We start from the raw sequence: 23,911 nt of genomic DNA on the forward strand, positions 1-23,911 counted from the left end.
ATGGAAAAAACTGACTGTTCGATGACTATTTCATCAAAAAAGCACAAAAGAGGGTAAAAAACCCTCTTTTTCTGTATCAAAAGCCGTATTTAAATGAATGCGTACGCGTCTGCGAACATACGTTCGCTCTTCGCTTTCTTGTTCTGAGTGAACTGTTCACGTGCTGCGCCAGCCATTTCAAAACGACCTGCAATATAGATATCGTAGTTTTCTAAGCTTTCGAAATCTTCGGCTACTGCTTGTAGCACGTTACCAACTTTACCTTGCCAGTCTGCAGGTGCTTCTTCTACTACTGGCACAAAGTGAACGTTAGCAAACTTATCGGCGATCTCGACCAGTTCGTCTTTAGCATAAAGCTGGCAGTTATCGCGCGCCCCCCAATATAAATAGATAGGATTGGTTTTATTCTGCGCTACGCAGTGATCCAGAATCGAGCGAACGTAACTGAAGCCTGTACCACCAGCAATTAATAATAATGGGCGTTCGCTTTCTTCTTGAACCCAAGCATCGCCATGTGGCGCATCAATTTCAATCTGACCATCAGTTTCAAGCGCCGCTTGCATTGCTTCGACAACTTCTTGTGCATAAGCGTTGTGTTCCGCCGCACCGATGTGCAGTTCAAGTTCACCTTCATGACGACAAGGGCTGCTTGCGATAGAGAAAGGACGTTTGTCTTTTTCACCCATCACCACCATTAGGTACTGACCCGCTTTAAAAGGCACTGGTGATTCTGGATGAAGAAGGATTTGGTAAGTATTACAAGCTAACGGCTGAATAGACTTTACTTTACATTGGATGGTCATGGTGTTCCTCTCGCTTACTCGTCAAAAGTAAGCACTAAATTACTTTCTGTATAGGCTTGGCAAGGGAATATCCAACCTTGCTGTTGCTCTTTTTCGGTTAGCATAGGTTCGAGGTGATAGCTCACCTCGCCCGTTAGCTTTTTACACATACACATGGCGCAAGCGCCAACTTGGCAACGGTGTGGGAAGCGAATATTGTTGTTGAGCGCAGCTTCTAACACCGTCTCCCCTTCTTTTACTTGGAATGTAACGTCCATTGGTAGAAGGTGGACTTGATGACTCATAGAATACCTAACTGGTCCCAAATCTCATCGACTTTAGCCACAAGTTTAGGATCTTTTTGGATAGGCGTACCCCACTCGCGCGTGACTTCAGATTCGAACTTGTTGGTCGCATCCAGTCCTAATTTGGATGAACTCTCAGTCTTACCAAGCACTTGAATCGTGTCTCTATCTGGGTCCATTCGAGTTGTCACCGCCCAAATGATGTCATTCCAATCTCGTGCATTAACGTCATCGTCGCACAAAATGATGAATTTGTTATCCGTGTACTGAGCAAAGAAGCCCCATAGATGTTCCATCAATTCTTGGGATTGACCAGCTTGGTCTTTCTTCATAGTCACGACAGCAAATTGGTTGTTTGCTGTAACTGGAAGATAGACGTCAACAATCTCAGGGCGTTGCTGTTTCAACTCATTTAGTTCTGCTTCGGTAATCGCTTTGCTGTCTCGCTCAGTGACCTCGGTTCGCGTCGCCAGCTCGGCATCCCATTTAATGGTCGCATCCAAGCCCATTTTGGAGCCAAGCCCAACCACTGGTGAAGCAAAGTCGAGCGAGTCGATTGGCGTGTTATCTATCATCAAGGTATCACGTACAGGATCCATATGCTCTGACATGGCTTTCACGACATCATTCCAATCTCGTGCGTTTACCGATTCATCGCACACAATAACAAACTTGGTATACATGAATTGACGTAAGAAAGACCACACGCCCATCATTACGCGCTTGGCATGTCCTGGGTACTGCTTCTTCATGGTGACGACGGCCATTCGGTACGAACAACCTTCTGGCGGAAGATAGAAGTCTTCAATCTCTGGGAATTGCTTTTGCAGAATAGGCACAAACACTTCGTTTAATGCCACACCCAATACAGCTGGTTCATCTGGCGGACGACCTGTGTAGGTGCTGTGATAAATAGGGTCTTTACGCATAGTAATGTGCGTAATAGTAAATACGTGGTGCTTTTCTTTTTCGTTATAGTAGCCAGTGTGGTCACCGTAAGGACCTTCATCAGCAAACTCGTTCGGGTCGATATAGCCTTCCATCACGATTTCCGCGCTCGCTGGCACTTCCAAATCGTTGCTGACTGACTTCACGACTTCCGTTTTGCTTCCACGTAGCAAACCTGCAAATGCGTATTCCGATAGCGTATCTGGCACTGGTGTTACTGCACCAAGAATGGTTGCTGGGTCTGCACCAAACGCGACCGAAACTGGGAAAGGTTTACCTGGGTTGGTTTCCATCCAATCGCGCAGATCAAGCGCACCACCACGATGGGCTAACCAACGCATGATGATTTTGTTCTTGGCAATTTTCTGCTGACGGTAAATGCCTAGGTTCTGACGTTTCTTATTTGGACCTTTGGTTACGGTTAAGCCCCAAGTAAGCAGCGGCGCTACATCTTCTGCCCAGCAGCTCATTACCGGAATTTTATCCAAGTCGACTTCATCACCTTGCCAAACAATGTCTTGGCATGGTGCTTTACGTAAACGCTTAGCCGGCATGTTCAATACTTGTTTGAACACAGGCAGTTTTTCTAAAGCGTCTTTGAAGCCTTTTGGTGGCTCAGGTTCTTTTAAATAAGCCAGCAGCTTACCGACTTCTCTTAATTCTTTAACATCTTCACGTCCCATACCGATTGCGACACGCTCTGGTGTACCAAACAGGTTAGTCAAAACAGGTACGTCGTAGCCGATTGGGTTCTCAAACAACAGCGCAGGTCCACCAGCACGCAAGGTGCGGTCGCTAATTTCTGTCATTTCATAAGCGGGATCGACAGGGTGAGTGATGCGTTTAAGTCGACCTTTCTGTTCTAGGTGGTCGATAAATTCGCGTAAATCCTTAAAACTCATAGGCCTTCATGCTGGCTGATTAAACTGTCCGCAGTATAACAAATAGGAGGACGCTAAGATCCTCCTATTTTGTGTGGGTATGTGAGCCAGATTACTTTAATACTTGTTCAATCTGCCGAGTCTTTATCTGATGGTTCGAAGATACTAACTCTTCCAACCAGGTTTGATGCCCTTGTTGAGCAAGCTCTCGAGCAACCATGGTTGCTTCTTCTGATAACGCCATTTTTCTAACTAGAAACTGCTTTACTTGCGGAGATAGAGGGTTAGATTTTGTAAGTAGACTAATAGCTTCTGGCTTGAGTGATGGGTTAACTGTGGCATTCATCAATTGCTGAATGGAAAAAACGTCTCCAACCGCAGCTAAACGCTCAAGTTCGGACTGGCTGTTGTAATCAGCTTTCATCCGCCAGAGTAAGTTGTACACTTCCTCATCCTGACTAACTTGTGCCAACCTGACTATCACGGCCGTCGATGGTAACCAACTGGTCACATTTGCTTTGGTTAACTGGGCCGTTAATGCAGCAAGCGCATTGGGTGATAAGCTGTCTAACTCTCGAATCAAAAGCGCTTCACGTGCTTGAGCTTGTTGAGATGGCCCTGTAAGCCATTGCTTTAAGTTAAGCTCTCTTCGTTCAGCTTGTAAGACAAAGTCCAAGGTACTTTGGTCTTGTTTCCAACGCTTAATCAAGCGACTCGCAATAACGGGAAAGTTAAAAGCGGGTACACTAAATTCATACCCATCACCTCGCTCTAACACTTGATAAGTCGGGGTCATACGGATCTGGGACTCAACAAACAGAGCCATTCGAGGCGTGAGAATCACATCTTGCTTTTCAAGCTTTTCCAACAATTGAAAGCGCACCACCTCTTGTTGAGGCAAAGCAAGTCGATCAAGGGCAAATTTAAGCGAGTCGACTTCATCTCTGACAGCGTAATCAAGCAGTTCAGAGACTTTAGCCTGTATTTGAGTATCCTGAAGCCACTGCTCTACTACAGACTCATGCATTTCCTTGGCAGATAATGTCGCAGGTAGAGTGATAAGTGACAAGCTCAGGAGTAATGACGACAACATTCCTTGTTGCATGTTAACCTCCCGATAACATTTCCTTCATTCTGATACTTCTATCGGGAGAAAGCAATAAAAAAGCCACCGATATACGGTGGCTTTTCGCAGAATCACTTATTTGAGACTATTGACGACGCATCGCATCGAAGAACTCATCGTTGGTCTTCGTCATCGCTAGCTTATCGATTAGGAATTCCATTGCGTCGATTTCACCCATTGGGTGAACGATCTTACGCAGAATCCACATCTTCTGTAGTTCGTCAGTCTTCGTCAGTAGCTCTTCACGACGTGTACCTGAGCGGTTGAAGTCAATCGCAGGGAATACACGCTTCTCAGCAATCTTACGGTTCAAGTGCAGTTCCATGTTACCTGTACCCTTGAACTCTTCGTAGATAACTTCATCCATTTTAGAACCAGTATCTACTAGTGCCGTTGCGATGATAGTTAGGCTGCCGCCTTCTTCTACGTTACGTGCAGCACCGAAGAAACGCTTAGGACGATGTAATGCGTTTGCATCCACACCACCTGTTAGTACTTTACCTGATGAAGGCACTACGGTGTTGTAAGCACGTGCTAGACGAGTGATAGAGTCAAGCAAGATAACCACGTCTTTCTTATGTTCAACAAGACGTTTTGCTTTCTCGATCACCATTTCCGCTACTTGTACGTGACGAGATGCTGGCTCATCGAAAGTCGACGCAACCACTTCACCTTTAACTAGGCGTTGCATCTCGGTTACTTCTTCTGGACGTTCGTCGATAAGAAGAACCATCAACTCACACTCAGGGTGGTTGTACGCGATGCTTTGCGCGATGTTTTGCAGAAGCATTGTTTTACCCGCTTTAGGCGGAGCAACAATCAGACCACGTTGACCTTTACCGATTGGCGATGCCAAGTCTAAAACACGTGCTGTAATGTCTTCTGTTGAACCGTTACCACGCTCCATAACCATGCGCTCATTCGCATGTAGAGGGGTAAGGTTTTCAAATAGGATCTTGTTACGGGCGTTGTCTGGTTTATCGTCGTTAACGGTATTGACTTTTAGAAGGGCAAAGTAACGTTCACCGTCTTTTGGTGGACGAATTTTGCCAGCGATAGAGTCACCAGTACGTAGGTTAAAGCGACGAATCTGACTTGGTGATACGTAGATATCGTCCGGACCCGCAAGGTATGAACTATCTGCACTGCGTAGGAAACCAAAGCCGTCTTGCAGAATTTCCAGAACCCCATCGCCAAAGATGTCTTCGCCGCCTTTAGCGTGCGCTTTTAAAATCGCGAAGATGATGTCTTGTTTTCTTAAGCGAGCTAGGTTCTCTAATCCTAAGCTTTCGCCCAGTTTTACAAGGTCAGACACAGGTCTGTTCTTCAGTTCGGTAAGGTTCATGGTGGTGGATTCTTGTTTAGTCAAAATAAGATCTGTTTTCTAGTTAAGATGGATTTGGTCTCAGGATCGACCAAGAAGAGAAATTTGTTCAATTAACGCGCGATAAGTTAGCACTAATTAGTATTCTAGTCCAGAGTTAGAAAAACAAAACCGTGCATTGTAACTTTGCACGGTTTTATCTGTAATCACTTGGTGATTATAAGTTTGCGTCTAGGAACTCTTTTAGTTGAGTTTTAGACAGAGCACCTACTTTCGTTGCCGCTACGTTACCATCTTTAAATAGTAATAGCGTTGGAATGCCGCGAATACCAAACTTAGGTGGTGTACCTGCGTTATGGTCGATGTTTAGTTTACCGATAGTGAGTTTGCCTTCGTACTCGTCTGCGATTTCGTCCAAAATAGGAGCGATCATTTTACAAGGACCACACCATTCTGCCCAAAAATCCACTAGAACCGGGCCTGCAGCGTTGATTACATCGTTTTCAAAACCGTCATCAGTTAGCTGCAAAATCTTATCACTCATCTTCCACTCCAATGTGTTTTTCGAAACTGGTTGGATGATAACCAGTAATTAGATGCCCTATTGGAATGTATTTACTTTCGTATTGCAAGCTTTAGCTGATATTCTATAGCCATGAAAAAGACGCATATCACAGAGCAAAAGTTCGCCGATTTGGGCTTAAAGCCCCAAGTTATTGAAGGATTGGACAAAAAAGGGTTCGAATTTTGTACCCCTATCCAAGCCTTGGCGTTGCCGGTCCTGCTCACCGGCCAAGACATCGCAGGCCAGGCCCAAACGGGTACTGGTAAAACGCTCGCGTTTCTTACTGCTACGTTCAACCACCTTCTGACGACTCCGGAACATGAAGGTCGTAAGCCTACACAGCCACGCGCAATTATTATGGCGCCTACACGTGAGCTCGCTATTCAAATTTACAATGATGCAGAATCATTAACTGAAAGCACAGGTCTAAAAACCGCTCTAGCTTACGGTGGTGAAAGCTACGACAAGCAACTTGCGAAACTGCAAGACGGCGTAGATATTCTGATCGGAACAACAGGCCGTATCATCGACTTCTACAAACAGCGCGTATTTAACCTCAACAACATTCAAGCTGTTGTTCTGGACGAAGCCGACCGCATGTTCGATCTTGGCTTTATTAAAGACATTCGCTTCTTGTTCCGTCGTATGCCTGAGCCAAAAGAGCGTTTGAACATGCTGTTCTCAGCAACGCTGTCTTACCGCGTTCAAGAACTGGCATTCGAACACATGAATACTCCTGAGCATGTCGTTGTCGAACCAGAACAAAAAACTGGCCACCGTATCCAGGAAGAGCTTTTCTATCCTTCTAATGAAGACAAAATGGCGCTGCTTCAAACACTAATTGAAGAAGAGTGGCCAGATCGCGCTATCATTTTTGCCAATACCAAGCATAAGTGTGAATCGGTTTGGGGTCATTTGGCTGCCGATGGACACCGTGTAGGCCTTCTTACTGGCGATGTACCGCAGAAGAAGCGTGAGAAGATTCTTGAGCAATTCACCAAAGGTGATGTCGACATCCTAGTTGCAACTGACGTTGCAGCGCGTGGCCTGCATATTCCTCAGGTAACGCACGTTTTCAACTACGACCTTCCTGACGACTGTGAAGATTATGTTCACCGTATTGGCCGTACTGGTCGCGCTGGTGCGAGCGGTCATTCGATCAGTTTTGCTTGTGAAGAGTACGCGGTTAACCTACCAGCAATCGAAGAATACATTGAGCATACAATCCCAGTTTCAGAGTACGATTCGTCGACACTAATTCAAGATCTACCGGCTCCGATTCGTATGCGTGCACCACGCAACCAACAGCGCCGCACGAATACTGGCGGTACCCGTTCTGGTAACCGTAAGCCGCAGGGACGTCGTCCACGCCAACCGCGTCAATCGGCACCAAAACAATCGTAATAGGAAACTGAGTTCGTTTTATGAGTCAAGCAGGATCATCACCGCTATATGCCGCCATCGACCTCGGGTCGAACAGTTTTCACATGCTCGTTGTGCGTCACATCGATGGCAGCGTTCAAACAATGGCTAAAATTAAGCGCAAAGTTCGTCTAGCAGCTGGCTTAGATGAACATAATTCTCTTAGTATGGAAGCTATGCAGCGAGGATGGGACTGCTTAAGTCTATTTGCGGAACGCTTGCAGGACATTCCTAAACAAAACATTCGCATCGTCGGTACAGCAACATTACGTACCGCGACCAATGTAGATGTGTTTTTAGAAAAGGCTAACCAAATTCTAGGCCAGCCTATCGAAGTGATTACTGGTGAAGAAGAAGCTGCCACTATCTATAAAGGTGTCGCTCACACCTCTGGCGGTAGTGGTCGTCGCCTTGTAGTCGATATCGGTGGAGCAAGTACCGAACTGATTATCGGGGAAGGTTTCGAAGCCAAAGCACTGACCAGCTTAAAAATGGGCTGCGTGACTTGGCTTGAAAACTTCTTTAAAGATCGCCAATTGAATGCTCGTAACTTTGACGCGGCAATTGAAGGAGCGAAACAGACCATCCAGCCGATTTTAGAACGTTATACAGAAATTGGTTGGGATGTGTGTGTTGGTGCATCAGGCACAGTTCAGGCATTGCAAGAGATAATGCTGGCGCAAGGCATGGACGAAGTAATCACTCACTCCAAACTCAAGCGTCTACAGAAGCAAGCCATGTTGGCCGACCATTTAGAAGAGCTCGATATTGAAGGCTTAACACTTGAGCGTGCATTAGTGTTCCCTAGTGGCCTCTCTATTTTGATTGCCGTTTTTGAATTGCTTGAAATCGATGCTATGACACTGGCTGGCGGCGCACTACGCGAAGGCTTAGTGTATGAGATGGTTGAAGAGCTTCGTCAAGAAGACATTCGTGCCCGCACTATCGCTAGCGTACAAAATCGTTATCAGCTCGATCACCAATACGGTGAACAAGTCGCTAGTCTGGCACACACGCTTTTACAGCAAGCTGGGGGCGATGAGTGGATTACAGAGCCTCAGGGCAAGATATTACTCGAGACCGCCGCAAAACTGCATGAAATTGGCTTAACTATCGATTTCAAAAAAGGCGGAGAGCATAGTGCTTACTTGCTGCAGAATTTGGATCTGCCTGGTTACACGCGCGCGCAGAAGTTCTTTATTGGTGAAGTGGCTCGTCGCTATCGCGAACAACTCACTTCTTTACCTGAGCAGCATGCATTATCAGGCTCGAGTGCAAAACGAGTATTGAGATTGTTGCGTCTTGCGGTTCTGCTCAGCCATCGTCGCAATCCTGATCTAGAGCCAAATGTGACTCTAACGGTTGAAGGCGACAATCTAACGTTACACATTGATGTGCAATGGCTAGAGAAAAACCCACTGACTGCAGCTGAGTTGGAAATTGAATCCAACCGTCAGACAGACATCGGCTGGCCATTAAATATCGTAGCAAAATAAGCGAATATCACTGCCTTACAATACTAAAGCCCAGGCGTTCGCTTGGGCTTTTTTGCATCTACTTCCCCTACAAAACGTGCTGCCCAGCAAAAATCTCAGCTTCTCCGCTCTACATCGAAAAACAGCCATGCTTTATTGATAAACACAATTTAGCCAACCAAGATGCACCATCATGAAAACCGTTTTAATGACTGGCTTAACTGGCACCCTCGCCCCAAAAGTCGCTCATCAGTTTCACCTACGCGGCTGGAACATATTGGAGTGGAATCACCACCAGATCTCACCAGATGATCCAGAGCAAAGTGAGCAATTTTGGCAGCAGCACCACATTGATGCGGTGTGCCATATGGCGATGGGGAGTGAAGCATGGGCAGCATGGCTCGGTGAACACTGCAAACAGCGCAACATTCCTTACCTCTTTGTCAGCACAGCAATGGTATTTGATGCCACAAAAAACGGGCCTTATGGCATCTTTGAAGAAAGAAACACCCAAGATGATTACGGCAAATACAAAGTTCGTTGTGAAGATGCAATCTGGCAAGCAAATCCAGATGCGATGATTGCTCGAATTGGTTGGCAGCTCCATCACCAAGCAGAAGGCAATAACATGTTGGCGCATCTCGACCGCCAATATGAAGAGAACGGCGTTATTACCGCTAGCACAGTTTGGTATCCCGCGACTTCTCATATGGACGATACTGCACTCGCCTTTTTGCAGCTTATTGAGCGGAACGAAGCCGGTTTATATCACCTTGATAGCAACTTAAAAGATAAGTGGAATTTCTACGAACTCGTTTGTGCACTCAAGCAGCATTACAACAAGCCATGGCAAGTGCTGCCAAGCAATGACTATCACCATGACCAACGTCTAACCGATGAACGAATTGCCTTGCCGCCATTGAGTGAACGTTTCAACAAATCAGAGCAAATCCAGCAAGCCGGCATCATAGGAATCAACTGGGGACGCACGCACATTCCCCACTATCGAAACAATGGTGTATCGGTCACAACGTTATGCGCCAACCAAATAGAACCACTTCAGCAAGCGTGCAGTGAAGAAGCAATCCCAAAGGCAGAAACGAACATCAGCGCACTCAAGCAACTTGATGTAGTGACAATCGCGACACCTGCGCATACTCATGCAGAGATAATTAAGAAGTTAGGTTCAACCAAGCTAATTTGTGAAAAGCCATTGGTGGGATTGAATTCCGACATCACTCACTGGCAGCAACCGAACTCCAACCTATTAGTTAATTACGCCTTTGCTCAGCTAGAGACCGCCAAGACGATAGAGAAGTGGCTCGCCTCGCAAACCCAACCTTGTGTGGTCAATCTAGTCACCCAAGTTAATCTACCAGGCACCTTCACGCTCAAAGAGTGGTTTCTTGAGACAGCTAGCCACCCTATTTCTTGGTTGCTGCACTGCTTCGGAGACTACTCTCAATCAACACTGGTTGAGGAAAACGGCCAACTGATCGTTGAGCTGCAATGTGACGACCACCAGCTAAGGTTTGTATTTGAACTAACAGGTGAACCGGGCATCGAGCACAATCTAACGATTCAATCCAACCAGACCTTAACCAGCAAAGGCTACTACCGTGTCGGAGAAAAATGGCGTTTCGAGCCCATTCTCGTTAATGGCAACGCGATAAATGATGGAGAGTACAGCGAGTCTGATTGCTGGCAGGACGCCAATCAACGCAGTGTCGGTTTGATGTTGGCGATGTTCAATCAAAGCATCAGCTGGGATAACGGCCTGCAACTTGGCGCCTTCGATGCGCAAAAAGCCATTTTGATTGAGAAGATGCTCTGTTAGCCATTTCACCAGCGAGCTTCCTCTACGTGCCGTACCTTCGATTAAAAGGTCTCACTCGGGACCTTTTTTACTGCTCATTTTTACCTTCGTACAGCTCAGGGAGCTTTTGGACACCCATGATCTAATTGCTCCCCACGCTGTACAAAACCCTCTAAATCCCAGTAAGCAGGTACAAAAAAGCCGCTTGATTTAAGCAAGCGGCTTTCGGGGTTCCCACTGATATTAAGACTGAACGCTTGTCGTCACCTTAAAGTCAGGGTTCACCGCAGTCAGCTTCTTAATTAGGTAATTCAGTAATACGCCGTACATCGGAACGAACAAACCAAGACTGATAATCAGTTTGAAGCCGTAATCCACCAGCGCGATTTCCGTCCAATGCTCTGCCATAAATGGATCTGGGCTTTGATAGAACGCAATGGCGAAGAAAGCGATGGTATCAAGTGCATTACCGAAAAGCGTTGAACACGTTGGTGCCACCCACCATTGCTTCATTTGACGTAGGCGGTTGAACACGTGCACATCCATGATCTGACCAAGTAGGTACGCCATGAAGCTAGCAATCGCGATACGAGCAACGAATAAGTTAAATTCCCCTAGGTGACCAAAACCTTGGAATTGACCTTCGAAGAACACCACCGATAAGAAGTAAGACACTGCCAAAGCAGGCAACATCACTAAGAAGATGATCTTACGCGCCAACTGAGCACCGAAAATACGCACAGTTAAGTCAGTCGCTAGGAATATAAATGGGAAAGTGAATGCGCCCCAAGTGGTATGGAAACCGAAAATAGTAAACGGTAGCTGAACTAGGTAATTGCTAGATGCAATAATGACTAGGTGGAATAGAACCAGATAGATAAGGGCGTTGCGCTGCTGCGCAGGGGTAAAGTTACTCATGCGATACCTTTTTAGTTTGGTTTGGGGGTGAGGGAACCCAAATCGAGTCACTGAATAAAGTGGCTCTTACCAACAATGTAAAATGAAAAATAAACTGGCTTGGCTCATTCTGAGCGAAGCGGTGGGCGATTATACATTAACCACTTTTCGCCGCAAGTCGTCTGTTTTACGCAAACGTTTAAGCATAAAAAAGGGTGTTTCATGTGAAACACCCTTTCAAGAAAAATTCTATTTTTAGAAGCCGCGCTGGAACAATCCTGCAAGATAATCCAACTCTTCCCTGCTCTCTTCAATCGCTAACGCTTCAAACCAAATCGCTTCGCTGTAATGCTCTGCTTTCATAAACAGTCGGCAACCTTCAAAGTCGATCAGCCAAGAGTGAATATCCGCATCCCATTGTTTTTCAACCACAGTAGCAGAAAGCAAGCCGACTAAACGCTCACCTAAAGCAGGAAAGCTATCAAGGTCAAAGCTCGGCGCAGTAATGATTAAGCGACCTTCTTGTGCCATGTAGTCCGCTAAGCCAAATTCCTTTTGCATCTTGGTTCCTTATCCGTGGTGAGTAATGTGTTCTTGAATCAAATCAAGGAATGGGTCGGCGTACTTCTCTAGTTTGCGCTGACCAACACCGCTGACTGCCAGCATTTCGCCGTAAGACGTTGGCAGAATTTCCGCCATATCAATCAGAGTCGCGTCACTGAAGACCACGTATGGTGGCAAACCATCTTCATCAGCAATCGACTTACGCAGCTTACGTAACTTAGCAAACAGCTTTTTGTCGTAGTTCTTACTGGTCAGTTTATCTGACTTCGCCGCACGTGCTGCGGTGTCTAAACGCGGAACCGCTAACTCTAGAGTCACATCGCCACGCAGCAGCGGACGCGCTTCTTCGGTAAGTTGCAGCGTTGAGTTACGCGTGATGTTTTGAAACAACAGCCCTTTGTGGATTAACTGACGGAAGATACTCACCCAGTAATCGTGGCTGTGATCGCGCCCTATCGCGTAGGTAGAAATCTTATCGTGCCCATTTTCACGCACACGAATGTTTTGCATGCCACGTAGCACTTCTACCACGTAGCCCATACCAAAGCTCTGATTCACTCGGTACACACAAGACAACGCCTTACGCGCTTCTTCCGTGGCATCAAAGTGTTTCGGTGGATCTAAGCAAATATCACAGTTGCCACATGGCTTCTCACGATACTCACCAAAGTAATTCAATAGCACCTGACGACGACAGGTTTGCGCCTCAGCAAAGGCACTCATCGCATTCAGTTTGTGGGTTTCCACCTGCTTCTGTGGACCATCGTCTTTCTCATCCAACATACGACGCAGCCAACTGATGTCCGCTGGGTCATACAACATCATCGCTTCCGCAGGCAAACCATCACGCCCTGCACGACCGGTTTCCTGATAGTAGGACTCGATATTACGCGGGATATCAAAGTGAACCACAAAACGCACGTTTGGTTTGTTGATGCCCATACCGAATGCCACGGTCGCCACTACAATTTGGATGTCATCACGTTGGAAAGCTTCTTGAACGTAAGCGCGCTCATCAGCGTCCATACCTGCGTGATAACCAGCAGCACGAATGTGGTTGTTGCACAGCTTCTCGGTCACCATCTCAACTTTCTTACGGCTACCACAATAGATGATGCCGCAGTTACCCTTTTGGGTTTCCAGATAACGAACGATTTGCGAAACCGGCTTGTGCTTCTCAACTAAGTTGTAGCGAATGTTAGGACGGTCGAAGCTGCCTAGGTAAACCTCTGGATTATTCAGTTGCAGACGCTCAAGAATATCTCGGCGCGTTGCATCATCCGCCGTCGCCGTCAGCGCCATAAATGGCACATGGGAAAACTGCTGCTTAAGTTGACCAAGCGCGGCATATTCTGGACGGAAATCGTGTCCCCACTGGGAAATACAATGCGCTTCATCGACAGCAATCATCGATAGCGGCAAGTTTTCCAAGCGCTCAATGAAATCACGCATCAATACGCGTTCTGGCGAGACGTACACCAACTTAAGATGACCAGTGTGCATGCGGTTATACACGCTGAGCAGCTCTTCACGAGGCATGGTCGAGTTAATGCACTCAGCCGCTACACCGTTGGCTTTAAGCTGGTCTACTTGGTCCTTCATCAGCGAGATAAGCGGAGAAATCACCAAAGTAATGCCAGAGCGAACCAAAGCAGGAATTTGATAGCACAGCGACTTACCGCCACCAGTAGGCAGGATAACTAAGCTGTCGCGACCTTCTACCGCGGCATCAATCACCAACTGCTGACCATCACGGAACTCTTGGTAACCAAACACATCCTCCAACACACGTTGAGGCGTTACAGGCGAGTCTGATTGTTCGGCTAACAAGGTCGAGGTCATGAAAAGTCTCAGATTGGGTCTTAAAAAAGAGGTGCTTATGCATACCACTGGCACACAAAGTGAGGGCACATTGTAATGGGGTTTCATGGTGAATAAAACCGCAAATTGTTAGGTGTTTCGCATCACGACTCGTATACTGATTTTCTGCTCTATAAAACACACAATTAGGTGACACTTCATGACACCAGAAGACGAACAACAACGCGCGCGGCAAGGTATCTTGCTAGCGATTGGCGCGTATACCATGTGGGGCATTGCGCCGATGTACTTTAAGTCCATCGCACAAGTATCTCCTTTGGAAATTCTAAGCCACCGAGTGATATGGTCTTTCTTTTTGCTTGCTGCACTCCTCCATTTTGGCCGTCACTGGCGCTCGGCTTACCACATCGCGAAAGACAAAACGAAAATCGCTTACCTGATCGCAAGTTCCATGCTAATTGGCGGCAATTGGTTGATTTTCATTTGGGCGGTAAACTCGAATCATATGCTCGACGCCAGCTTAGGTTATTACATTAACCCACTGATCAACGTCTTACTCGGGATGGTATTTTTGGGAGAGAGACTGCGTAAATTACAGTGGTTCGCGGTTGTATTGGCAGGTTGTGGCGTACTCGTTCAACTGATTGTATTTGGCTCCGTACCTGTTGTTGCGATGGCGTTAGCAATGAGCTTCGGCTTTTATGGCTTATTAAGAAAGAAAGTCAGTGTCGATGCAAAAACTGGCTTGTTTATCGAGACATTACTTCTACTGCCAGTGGCCGCTGTTTATTTGCTTTTTATTGCCGATACACCAACCTCAAATATGCTTACGAATCCACTTACGTTAAATAGTTTGTTGATCGCGGCTGGGGTTATAACAACCCTGCCACTGCTGTGCTTTACGGGTGCAGCAACAAGACTCAAATTATCGACTTTGGGCTTTTTCCAATATATAGGCCCAAGCTTAATGTTTTTACTTGCAGTATTGATGTATGGCGAACCCTTTACCATGGATAAAGCGATCACTTTCGTCTTTATTTGGGGAGCACTAGTCGTGTTTAGCTTTGATGGATTACGTAATAACCGTCGCTCACGCCGAATCGTTCAGCCACAGTGATCGTTTTTTACAAGACAAGTTAGAAATTGCCAGATAAGCTTGGTCATAATGTGACCAAGCTTTTTTATTTAATGGAACATATTCAGTACTACGCAACCGACCATGACAACTTGAGTCTAATAGAGGCGAAATACCAGAAATTTGCTTTTCAAAGGCATTACCATCTGGATTTTCATCTCGGCCTGATCACGCATGGCGCGCAGAAGTTCCAATACCAAGGTAACAGCCACCAAGTTGGTCACGGGCAAATAGTGATTATGCCGCCAGATGAGCTGCACGACGGGCAATCTAAGCTCGAAAGTGGCTATGAAGTGAATGTATTTGCGATCGAACCTCACCTATTGAGCGATCTGGCTGATCTTAAGCAAAACGGTCAAATAATACACTTCAACGAGCTGATCATCTCGGATCCACAGATATTTTCACAACTTAGTAACTTACATGGGCTACTTCGTCGTGAAAATCTCAGCCAACTCACCAAAGATTGCCTTCCTTTTGAAGGATTTAACCAGCTTTTTGATCGCTACGGATCGCTTGAGCGACAAAAAGTAGTACCACTTGGGAATCAATCGCTTGGGACGTTAAAAGATTATCTAATGGCAAACCTCGACCAAGCGGTGCGTTTGGATTCACTTTCAGAGCTGTGCCAACTGAGCCCAACTCAGTTCCAGCGCCACTTTAAAGCGCAAACCGGCATGACGCCTTATGCATGGTTCGCACGCCTGCGCCTTGAACAAGGCATGAAGTTACTGCAATCAGGTCAATGTGGTACCGACGTTGCCCATCAGATCGGTTTCTACGATCAAGCGCATTTCAGCAAAGCGTTTAAGCAGACCTACGGCGTTTCCCCTTCTCAAGTGGCTCGTTAATTTCATTTACCGAGAAAGCTGTCAGTTTTTTACAAGCGCCACAGGTGACTTACCACGACAATAGCCGCATTGGTTAAATTTGAGATGTGTTATGAATGAATCCACCATATTGCTGACACTCGCCAGCATTCACTTTATTGCCCTAATGAGTCCAGGTCCGGACTTTGCGCTGGTCGTACAAAATGCGACGCGTCATGGTCGTCAAACTGGCTTGTACATTGCGTTGGGATTGTCCGTCGGTATTTTGCTGCACTCTTTGTTCAGCCTGACAGGTGTGAGTTTTGTCGTCCACCAGCACCCAGTGCTGTATTCCGTGGTACAACTGCTCGGTGGTAGTTACCTGCTCTACTTAGGAATTGGCGCATTGCGTGCCGTGATCTCGATGATCCAAAACCCACAGACGGATCAACCTAAGAAGCAAAATAACCTAGTGATCAGCAATAAGCGTCAAGCGTTTGCTAAAGGGTTTGCGACCAACATTCTTAACCCAAAAGCCCTGGTGTTCTTTGTCAGTTTGATGTCGAGTTTAGTCCCAGCAGGTATGTCGATTACTGGCAAAGGTATTGCACTGGTCATCCTGTTTGGCTTGTCGCTATTCTGGTTCTCTAGCCTTGCATGGATGCTGTCGACACAGCGCTTACAGCGTAAATTGCAACAAGCGGGTATCTACATCGACGGTCTATGCGGCGTGGTATTTACTCTAGTGGGCGGCAGTATTCTATACCAAACTATCAATACTTTTATCGGATAAAGTACTGATTTAAAAGCGTAGCACAATCGACATTTCTAAGATTGCTGACTCGACGTGACTCTCCATAACTGCCAAGCTCAAAGCACAAAACTGGCAACATGGAGAGTCATCATGCATTGGACGTTCAACCGACTCGTGACCACGGGTCTTTTTCTTACTTCCCCACTCGTCTTATCTACCCCAACCTTTGCTAACCAAGCAGCAGATGCGGTTGCGCCGGAGCACAGCACTGGCTTCGAGCAAAAACAACTGGTCAAAGCGAAAGATTATATGGTTACCGCTGCTAACCCAATTGCAACCCAAACTGGTGCGGATGTTATTGCCCAAGGTGGTAATGCTATTGATGCTATGGTTGCCGTGCAGCTGATGCTGGGCTTGGTAGAACCGCAATCATCAGGTATTGGTGGTGGCGCCTTCTTAGTTTATTGGGACAGTGAGAAACAAAAACTGACTACGTATGATGGACGCGAGACCGCACCGCTCGCCGCAACGCCGAAACTCTTCCTAGATGACAAAGGACAACCACTGCAATTTTACGATGCGGTTGTCGGTGGGCGTTCCGTTGCCACTCCTGGCACAGTGAAACTACTTTGGGACACGCACCAGAAATACGGCAAGTTGGAATGGAAGAAGATAATCCAACCCGTGATTACCTTGGCTGAGCAAGGTTTCGAAGTCAGTCCTCGCCTCGCGAGTCTGATTGAGAAAGATGCCAAGCGCCTATCTCGCTTCCCTGCGACTAAGGCTTACTTCTTCAATCCAGATGGCTCACCAAAAGCCGAAGGCACGTTGTTGAAGAACCCTGAATACGCGCAAACTCTGACGGCAATTGCAGAGCAAGGGGCAAAAGCTTTCTATCAAGGCGATATCGCCACAGACATCATCAAGACAGTACAGAATGCACCGGGCAATCCTGGCGTATTGGCACAACCTGACTTTGATGCGTTCCAAATCAAGCAACGTGAGCCGGTTTGTGCGGCTTATCAAAGCTATGGTATCTGCGGCATGGGACCACCTAGCTCTGGCGCATTGACGGTTGGACAGATTCTCGCGATCACCGAGCAATACGATCTTAAAGGTTGGGGAGCCGAAAGCGCGAAATCATGGCAAGTGATCGCCGATGCATCGCGCCTTGCGTTCGCGGATCGTGGTAAATACATGGCTGACCAAGATTATGTGCCAATGCCAACCGAAGGCTTACTTGATAAAGATTATCTCAAGCAACGTGCTGAGCTCATTCAAGTCGGTAAAGCCTTGAGTAAGGCTGAAGCCGGTAATCCTCCTTGGTCGCACGCCATGAACTTAAGCATGGACCAATCGATCGAGCTGCCTTCCACCAGCCATTTCAATATCGTCGATAAGCAAGGCAATGTGGTTTCAATGACAACAACCATTGAGAACGCCTTTGGCTCACGCTTGATGGTACGCGGCTTCTTGCTCAATAACGAACTGACCGATTTCTCTTTCCGCACGCATCAAGATGGTGTGCCAATCGCGAACCGCTTAGAACCGGGAAAACGCCCACGTTCATCCATGGCACCAACCATTATGATGAAGGATGACAAACCTTACATGGCAATTGGCTCACCGGGTGGCAGCCGCATTATTGGTTACGTCGCACAAGCCATTATCGCCCACACGCAATGGGATATGGACATCCAAAGCGCGATTAATCAGCCACGATTGCTGAACCGTTTTGGCACCTTAGATATTGAGCAAGGTACCGCCGCAGAGGGCTTACAGCCTGCTCTGGAGAAGATGGGCTTTAAAACCGATGTTCGGGATTTGAACTCTGGTCTGCATGCGATACGAATAACAAAAGACGGTCTTGAAGGCGCTGCGGATCCAAGACGTGAAGGTGCCGCTATCGGGCAGTAAGAGTCTTTCGCTCGACCCCTTGTGCGAGATCTCTCACAAAGGGTTGAGCAAACCTCTCTTTTTTAATGGTAAAACCGTACAGAAAAGAGCATAAGCCATTGAATTTAATACTCATGTATCTTTTTTGAACGCTAAGAGAGTTAAAAAATGTGAGATTAGCCCGTTGTTGGAAATCGTTAAACACGTAATATTAAACCTGTCGGAAGGATGCTGACACGGAACAGGAAACACCACGGACTTGGTGAACTTCAGGAAGAAGAAACGGTTATTCAGGATGAATAGTCGGGCATGGATTGCAAAATTGGACATTGAAGGGAATCAATAGTGACTAGGATGGTTGCTACTAAGGACGGGAAATGGACACCTCTGGACGAGGCAAGGATTTGAACATCAGGATGATGTCAGGGACACCGCTCAGGGAACAAGTGATGAGAGCTAACGAGGATAGTTAGCAGACCAGGATAAGGTCATTAAGGACACCGCTAGGAAGGCGACGTAAGGATTAAGCTGACGGATTCAGCACACTATCATGGATTAGATGCATGGAGCACTCTTAGTAGCTGGATTGCTGCGAGTAAGACTATAACCCCGATGGGCGCAAGCCCTCGGGGTTTTTCTTTGCCTAAAGTTTTTCTCATCTGCACCGTTAAATCGCGCTTTCGAATTCCATTTTTTTACTGCTTTATCGACGCCAAAACCGCACAAACAAAAAGAGCCGCCGAAGCAGCTCTTAAGTTGATGATACCAATCACAGTAAATAAGTGATCAGAAATAGCGTAGGGAAAATGCTTGAGAACAAGGCGCAATTTTTCGATAAGTAGTTATTCTACAATCAAAAATTGCAACGCAGTTATCGAGTATTTTAACAAGCTAGAATGACCAGTTATTTACTACGATTGGTATGAGTTTTGGTCAAGCCTTACAGTTTCTCTAGTCGTGCGTAAGCAGTTACCAACCATTTGATGCCTTCACCGTTAAAGGCAATCTGTACACGGCTTTGTGGACCACTGCCTTCGAAGTTGATGATGGTGCCTTCACCAAACTTTGGATGCATCACACGAGAACCTAGCGTAAAGCCGGTTTCATTAAAGCTCTCTTTCACAACAGTTTGGCTAAATCGACCACTGCTTGAAGGACGGCTAACTTGCGCCTTCATTCGTACTTCATCTAAACAAGTTTCTGGCAGTTCACGGATAAAGCGAGACGGTTTATGGTATTTATCCTGACCGTACAAACGACGCATTTCAGCATAAGTGATGTACAGTTTCTGCATTGCACGGGTCATGCCTACGTAACACAGACGGCGTTCTTCTTCTAAGCGCCCTGCTTCTTCTGCCGACATTTGGCTTGGGAACATGCCTTCTTCCACACCGACCATAAACACCAATGGGAACTCTAGACCTTTCGCACTGTGTAATGTCATGAGCTGAACCGCATCTTCAAATTCGTCCGCTTGTCCTTCGCCCGCTTCTAGTGCTGCGTGGGTTAGGAATGCCGTCAGCAGTGACATGTCTTCGGCTTCTTCTGGTTTCTCGAATTGGCGAGTTGCGGTCACCAATTCCTCCAAGTTCTCAATACGTGCCTTAGACTTTTCGCCCTTCTCTTGCTCGTACATCGCGAACAAGCCCGAGTATTTAATTACATGGTCAGTTTGGTGATGCAGCGGCATCTCTAAGGTGTCGTCTTCTAGCGCGGTGACAAGCTCGATAAAACGGCTCAGAGCACCAGCAGCGCGACCAGCAAGCACCTTCTCGTCCAACATAGCTACACTCGCTTCCCACATGGTGCAACCACGGTCACGAGCCGCAAAACGGATGGTTTCAAGCGTCTTATCGCCCAAACCACGCGTTGGCGTATTCACCACACGTTCAAACGCTGCATCATCGTTACGGTTGGCAATCAGACGCATGTAGCTCAAGGCATCTTTGATTTCCTGACGTTCGAAGAATCGCATGCCGCCATAGATACGATAAGGCAGACCGGCTTGAATTAACGCTTCTTCCAGAACACGCGACTGGGCGTTGTTACGGTAAAGCATCGCAGCGTCATTCAGAGCACCGCCCTTGTCTTGCCACTCTTTGATTTTGTTCACCGCAAAACGGGCTTCATCTAATTCGTTGTAAGCGCTGTAAACCGAGATAGGCTCACCGACCACGCCATCCGTCCACAACTCTTTACCCATACGCTCGGTGTTATTCGCAATCAGGGTGTTAGATGCTTCCAGAATGGTCTTAGTGGAACGGTAGTTTTGCTCAAGACGAATGGTATTCACGCTTGGGAATTCGAGCGTAAACTTCTCAATGTTCTCGACTTTTGCACCACGCCAACCATAAATCGACTGGTCGTCATCACCTACGATCATCACGTGACACTCAGGACCCGCCATCATACGTAGCCAAGCATATTGAATGTTGTTGGTATCTTGGAACTCATCCACCAAGATATGCTTAAAGCGTGCTTGGTAGTGTTCACGGACGAACTTGTTATCACGCAGTAGCTCATGTGCGCGCAGCAAGATTTCCGCAAAATCGACTAAACCAGCACGATCACACGCTTCTTGGTAAGCGGTGTACAACTGTAGATATGTCTTGGTTACTGGATCATGGTACGCATCAATGTGCGACGGGCGCAGACCTTCGTCTTTCTTACCGTTAATCCACCATGCCACTTGGCGTGCCGGCCACTGCTTCTCATCGAGGTTTTGCGCTTTAATCAAACGCTTTAGTAGACGCTGTTGGTCGTCACTGTCAATGATTTGGAAATCTTCCGGTAGCTTCGCATCAAGATAGTGTGCACGCAGAATACGGTGACAAATGCCGTGGAAAGTACCATTCCACATACCGCCTGCACTGCCCATCATTAGCTCTTCGATACGTCCACGCATCTCTGCCGCCGCCTTATTGGTAAAGGTTACCGACATAATTGAAAACGGAGAAGCTTGCTCGACCGACATCAGCCAAGCGATACGGTGAACAAGAACGCGTGTCTTACCACTTCCTGCGCCAGCAAGAACGAGCAAGTTTTCTAGAGGTGCTGCAACGGCTTCACGTTGTTTATCGTTCAAACCGTCGAGTAATAGAGATGGATCCATCATGATGAGAGCTACTGGTTATTTATACATAAAAACCGATTATAACCTAAACAACCGGGTGCTGTTTAGACAAAACTTGATAAAAAAATCGATGTTTTTTTGCCCAACACATCAATTAGTTATACCTATTTGACCCTACAAACCTATTTACTTCAGAAATTTTTCTGAAAGTTTTTTAGCCAGTTTCCTATCTTTTAAGTTAAGCAAGTTGATAACAAAAACGCCAAAACAGGCGATTCATCTTGCCAACTTAAAGTAAAGGAAATCATTCAGAGGAATTTATTATGAAAAAGTCGAATCTAGCTGTTACTGCTGCTGTTACTGGTCTTCTAGCTCTTGGTGGCACAATGCTAACTGCAGCTCCAGCTGTCGCTGCTGAAAAAGAAAAGTGCTATGGCGTTTCTAAAGCAGGTAAAAACGACTGTGCAACAAAAAGCAGCTCATGCGCTGGTACTTCTAAAGAAGATAACCAAAAAGACGCATTCGTAGTCGTACCAAAAGGTCTTTGTGACAAACTCGCTGGCGGTAGCACTTCTTCTTCATAATCTTTTATCGCTAGCTATTGTGAGGATGCGTTGACGCTCAACCAACGCAAAGCCAAGACGCATCCTTCTCTTCCCGCACGATTTGAAAAGGAGTTTCACGTGAAACACCACACCTTCCACGACCTTGTTGGAGTTGGATTAAGAACCCCTCACCTCGATTACTTTAGCCAAAACCAACCCGAGTTGTCTTGGTTAGAAATCCACAGTGAAAACTATTTCCAACCCAATGCAACAGAGCGCCATCAGCTACAAACGCTTCGTGAGCAATATCAAATTAGCTGCCACGGTATTGGTTTGTCGCTAGGTTCGGTGGAACGTGTTAGTCAAAAGCATCTTGCGCAACTTAAAGCACTGATTAACTCAATCGACCCAATCCTTGTTTCTGACCATTTAAGTTGGAGTGAAAACGGCGGTCACTACTTTAATGACCTGCTTCCACTTCCGTATACGGAAGAAGCGCTCAACGTGTTCACTCGTAACGTGAATGAAGTGCAGGAATATTTGCAACGCGAGATCTTGATAGAGAACCCATCTAGTTATGTGAAGTTTCAACATTCGACCATCAGCGAATGGGAGTTTCTTACCGAAGTGCAAAAGCGCACTGACTGTCGTTTATTGCTCGATCTAAACAATGTTTATGTTTCGGCGTTCAACCACGGTTTTGATTGCGACACATACCTAGATGCGATTCCAGCCGACAAAGTGGATGAGATTCACTTGGCAGGTTTTACCATCAAACAACTCGACAAAGGTGAGATATGGATTGATACCCATAGCCGCCCAGTTAGTGATGAAGTTTGGCAACTGTTCGCGCAGTGGACAAAAAAACACGGTCCACGTCATACGTTGATTGAATGGGATTTGGATATCCCCGCGCCAGAAGTCTTGCTCGAAGAAGCACAGAAAGCATCGCAACTACTGTTGCAAGGCACACTTCCAAGTGAACAAAGCGAACCAAGGAAGGCATCATGAATCTAGCCACCTTACAAAGCCAGTTTGCTAAAGCCCTACACTATCAAGCACTCGGTGAAGATTGCGATATTGCCAGTGATACGTTTACCGCTGATGAACGCATGCAGATTTACCGCAATAACTTTATCGTCAGCTTAAGCGAGGTGTTATCCGCGACCTACCCGATGGTTGAAGCGCTGCTTGGTGAAGAATGCTTTGAACAGATATCTCGCCAGCATGTTCTTTCTTACCCATTAGAAGAAGGAAATGTGGTGCATTATGGCGAAGGCTTTCAAGACACCATCATGCAGTTCAGTCAGGTGATCGCACAAGCACCTTACAGCCCTGAAGTCGCACGCTTCGAGTGGCATATCGACCTAGCTCGTCAAGCACAGTATGAACAATCCAATGCAGCGGAATTAAAACCGCTTGCGTTACTTGGCGAAGTGAGTGAAGAGCAACAACCCGCTTTAGTCTTACACCTTAAAAAGGGCTGCCGCAGCTTTGACTCCAACTACGCAGTATTCGATCTATTTAGTGCGATTCAAACTGGGCAATTCGAACAACTTAATATCAACCAATTACAGCAAGGTGTCATCTCGATTCAAGCCAATGGAGAAGCCTTGTGTCACGCACTCGATGCCGATGTGTTCCAACTGCTGCAATGTTTAGAGCAGAAGCAGAGTTTGAGCGAAATACCTGAAGTTTTACTCGCTCATCTCAATCGCATCATGGCACTCGATATTGTTGACGGCTTTACATTGCAATCAATCTAAGGAGCAC

General features: G+C 46.6%; 20 protein-coding genes. 10 read left to right on the top strand and 10 right to left on the bottom strand.

What is annotated here, in order from left to right; genetic code table 11:
* Positions 1-89: 89 nt before the first annotated feature.
* The 6 genes from fre to trxA form a co-directional block, all read right to left on the bottom strand.
* Positions 90-803, bottom strand: coding sequence for an NAD(P)H-flavin reductase (gene fre, locus N646_RS10410; RefSeq protein ID WP_005382872.1), 714 nt, complete (start codon positions 801-803; stop codon positions 90-92).
* 14 nt (positions 804-817) lie between these two features.
* Entirely contained in the window at positions 818-1,087 is a 270-nt protein-coding gene (locus N646_RS10415) for a 2Fe-2S iron-sulfur cluster-binding protein (RefSeq protein ID WP_009696789.1), read from the bottom strand.
* Complete coding sequence (gene ubiD, locus N646_RS10420; RefSeq protein WP_017821791.1) at positions 1,084-2,937, bottom strand: 4-hydroxy-3-polyprenylbenzoate decarboxylase; 1,854 nt, start codon at positions 2,935-2,937, stop codon at positions 1,084-1,086. Before ubiD ends, N646_RS10415 begins: the two co-directional genes overlap by 4 nt.
* Before the next feature lie 91 nt (positions 2,938-3,028).
* Positions 3,029-4,021, bottom strand: a complete 993-nt coding sequence (locus tag N646_RS10425; RefSeq protein WP_017821790.1) for a hypothetical protein — start codon at positions 4,019-4,021, stop codon at positions 3,029-3,031.
* A gap of 106 nt (positions 4,022-4,127) precedes the next feature.
* Complete coding sequence (gene rho / locus N646_RS10430) at positions 4,128-5,387, bottom strand: transcription termination factor Rho (protein WP_005378757.1); 1,260 nt, start codon at positions 5,385-5,387, stop codon at positions 4,128-4,130.
* 196 nt (positions 5,388-5,583) lie between these two features.
* A complete protein-coding gene (gene trxA / locus N646_RS10435; RefSeq protein ID WP_004745500.1) occupies positions 5,584-5,910 on the bottom strand; it encodes a thioredoxin TrxA in 327 nt (108 codons plus the stop codon).
* A 111-nt stretch (positions 5,911-6,021) separates the two neighbouring features.
* Between trxA and rhlB the strand changes: the two genes are divergently transcribed.
* The 3 genes from rhlB (at position 6,022) to N646_RS10450 (ending at position 10,665) form a co-directional block, all read left to right on the top strand.
* Positions 6,022-7,335, top strand: coding sequence for an ATP-dependent RNA helicase RhlB (gene rhlB, locus N646_RS10440; protein ID WP_017821789.1), 1,314 nt, complete (start codon positions 6,022-6,024; stop codon positions 7,333-7,335).
* Positions 7,336-7,355: 20 nt separating this feature from the next.
* Positions 7,356-8,849, top strand: a complete 1,494-nt coding sequence (gppA, locus tag N646_RS10445; RefSeq protein ID WP_017821788.1) for a guanosine-5'-triphosphate,3'-diphosphate diphosphatase — start codon at positions 7,356-7,358, stop codon at positions 8,847-8,849.
* Between the two features lie 172 nt (positions 8,850-9,021).
* Entirely contained in the window at positions 9,022-10,665 is a 1,644-nt protein-coding gene (locus tag N646_RS10450; protein WP_017821787.1) for a sugar nucleotide-binding protein, read from the top strand.
* Between the two features lie 222 nt (positions 10,666-10,887).
* On the opposite strand, the gene N646_RS10455 is transcribed toward N646_RS10450, so the two are convergent.
* The 3 genes from N646_RS10455 to recQ all read right to left on the bottom strand — a co-directional run bounded on the left by N646_RS10455 (position 10,888) and on the right by recQ (position 13,947).
* Positions 10,888-11,562: a 7-cyano-7-deazaguanine/7-aminomethyl-7-deazaguanine transporter gene (locus N646_RS10455; protein WP_005378770.1), complete on the bottom strand. Its 675-nt coding sequence runs from the start codon at positions 11,560-11,562 to the stop codon at positions 10,888-10,890.
* Positions 11,563-11,796: 234 nt separating this feature from the next.
* The gene (locus N646_RS10460) at positions 11,797-12,102 is read right to left on the bottom strand and encodes a DUF3630 family protein (RefSeq protein WP_005378772.1); all 306 of its coding nucleotides are present in this window, start codon (positions 12,100-12,102) and stop codon (positions 11,797-11,799) included.
* Positions 12,103-12,111: 9 nt separating this feature from the next.
* Positions 12,112-13,947, bottom strand: a complete 1,836-nt coding sequence (gene recQ, locus N646_RS10465; RefSeq protein ID WP_005451195.1) for an ATP-dependent DNA helicase RecQ — start codon at positions 13,945-13,947, stop codon at positions 12,112-12,114.
* A gap of 178 nt (positions 13,948-14,125) precedes the next feature.
* On the opposite strand from recQ, the gene rarD reads away from it, so the two are divergent.
* The 4 genes from rarD to ggt all read left to right on the top strand — a co-directional run bounded on the left by rarD (position 14,126) and on the right by ggt (position 18,541).
* Positions 14,126-15,043 (top strand): EamA family transporter RarD, encoded by a 918-nt coding sequence (gene rarD / locus N646_RS10470; protein WP_005378774.1) that lies wholly within the window; start codon positions 14,126-14,128, stop codon positions 15,041-15,043.
* 71 nt (positions 15,044-15,114) lie between these two features.
* On the top strand, positions 15,115-15,912 hold the full coding sequence (locus tag N646_RS10475; protein ID WP_031777287.1) for an AraC family transcriptional regulator: 798 nt from the start codon (positions 15,115-15,117) through the stop codon (positions 15,910-15,912).
* A 91-nt stretch (positions 15,913-16,003) separates the two neighbouring features.
* The gene (locus N646_RS10480; RefSeq protein ID WP_017633799.1) at positions 16,004-16,663 is read left to right on the top strand and encodes a LysE family translocator; all 660 of its coding nucleotides are present in this window, start codon (positions 16,004-16,006) and stop codon (positions 16,661-16,663) included.
* Positions 16,664-16,774: 111 nt separating this feature from the next.
* Entirely contained in the window at positions 16,775-18,541 is a 1,767-nt protein-coding gene (gene ggt, locus N646_RS10485; RefSeq protein ID WP_017821785.1) for a gamma-glutamyltransferase, read from the top strand.
* A gap of 919 nt (positions 18,542-19,460) precedes the next feature.
* Here ggt and uvrD read toward each other — a convergent pair.
* Entirely contained in the window at positions 19,461-21,635 is a 2,175-nt protein-coding gene (uvrD, locus tag N646_RS10490) for a DNA helicase II (RefSeq protein WP_005378778.1), read from the bottom strand.
* 281 nt (positions 21,636-21,916) lie between these two features.
* Here uvrD and N646_RS10495 point away from each other — a divergent pair, with 281 nt between their 5' ends.
* From N646_RS10495 to N646_RS10505, 3 genes are all read left to right on the top strand, one after another.
* Positions 21,917-22,177 (top strand): BufA1 family periplasmic bufferin-type metallophore, encoded by a 261-nt coding sequence (locus tag N646_RS10495; RefSeq protein WP_005378779.1) that lies wholly within the window; start codon positions 21,917-21,919, stop codon positions 22,175-22,177.
* Between the two features lie 99 nt (positions 22,178-22,276).
* The gene (gene bufB, locus N646_RS10500; protein WP_017821784.1) at positions 22,277-23,149 is read left to right on the top strand and encodes an MNIO family bufferin maturase; all 873 of its coding nucleotides are present in this window, start codon (positions 22,277-22,279) and stop codon (positions 23,147-23,149) included.
* The gene (locus tag N646_RS10505) at positions 23,146-23,904 is read left to right on the top strand and encodes an HvfC/BufC N-terminal domain-containing protein (RefSeq protein ID WP_017821783.1); all 759 of its coding nucleotides are present in this window, start codon (positions 23,146-23,148) and stop codon (positions 23,902-23,904) included. The genes bufB and N646_RS10505 overlap by 4 nt, the downstream gene beginning before the upstream one ends.
* Positions 23,905-23,911: the final 7 nt, after the last annotated feature.

This window comes from Vibrio alginolyticus NBRC 15630 = ATCC 17749 (assembly GCF_000354175.2).
Lineage (GTDB): Bacteria > Pseudomonadota > Gammaproteobacteria > Enterobacterales > Vibrionaceae > Vibrio > Vibrio alginolyticus.

Coding starts and splice junctions, on each gene's coding strand:
- fre (WP_005382872.1), bottom strand. CDS start 803: ATGACCATCCAATGTAAAGTAAAGTCTATTCAGCCGTTAGCTTGTAAT.
- N646_RS10415 (WP_009696789.1), bottom strand. CDS start 1,087: ATGAGTCATCAAGTCCACCTTCTACCAATGGACGTTACATTCCAAGTA.
- ubiD (WP_017821791.1), bottom strand. CDS start 2,937: ATGAGTTTTAAGGATTTACGCGAATTTATCGACCACCTAGAACAGAAA.
- N646_RS10425 (WP_017821790.1), bottom strand. CDS start 4,021: ATGCAACAAGGAATGTTGTCGTCATTACTCCTGAGCTTGTCACTTATC.
- rho (WP_005378757.1), bottom strand. CDS start 5,387: ATGAACCTTACCGAACTGAAGAACAGACCTGTGTCTGACCTTGTAAAA.
- trxA (WP_004745500.1), bottom strand. CDS start 5,910: ATGAGTGATAAGATTTTGCAGCTAACTGATGACGGTTTTGAAAACGAT.
- rhlB (WP_017821789.1), top strand. CDS start 6,022: ATGAAAAAGACGCATATCACAGAGCAAAAGTTCGCCGATTTGGGCTTA.
- gppA (WP_017821788.1), top strand. CDS start 7,356: ATGAGTCAAGCAGGATCATCACCGCTATATGCCGCCATCGACCTCGGG.
- N646_RS10450 (WP_017821787.1), top strand. CDS start 9,022: ATGAAAACCGTTTTAATGACTGGCTTAACTGGCACCCTCGCCCCAAAA.
- N646_RS10455 (WP_005378770.1), bottom strand. CDS start 11,562: ATGAGTAACTTTACCCCTGCGCAGCAGCGCAACGCCCTTATCTATCTG.
- N646_RS10460 (WP_005378772.1), bottom strand. CDS start 12,102: ATGCAAAAGGAATTTGGCTTAGCGGACTACATGGCACAAGAAGGTCGC.
- recQ (WP_005451195.1), bottom strand. CDS start 13,947: ATGACCTCGACCTTGTTAGCCGAACAATCAGACTCGCCTGTAACGCCT.
- rarD (WP_005378774.1), top strand. CDS start 14,126: ATGACACCAGAAGACGAACAACAACGCGCGCGGCAAGGTATCTTGCTA.
- N646_RS10475 (WP_031777287.1), top strand. CDS start 15,115: ATGGAACATATTCAGTACTACGCAACCGACCATGACAACTTGAGTCTA.
- N646_RS10480 (WP_017633799.1), top strand. CDS start 16,004: ATGAATGAATCCACCATATTGCTGACACTCGCCAGCATTCACTTTATT.
- ggt (WP_017821785.1), top strand. CDS start 16,775: ATGCATTGGACGTTCAACCGACTCGTGACCACGGGTCTTTTTCTTACT.
- uvrD (WP_005378778.1), bottom strand. CDS start 21,635: ATGATGGATCCATCTCTATTACTCGACGGTTTGAACGATAAACAACGT.
- N646_RS10495 (WP_005378779.1), top strand. CDS start 21,917: ATGAAAAAGTCGAATCTAGCTGTTACTGCTGCTGTTACTGGTCTTCTA.
- N646_RS10505 (WP_017821783.1), top strand. CDS start 23,146: ATGAATCTAGCCACCTTACAAAGCCAGTTTGCTAAAGCCCTACACTAT.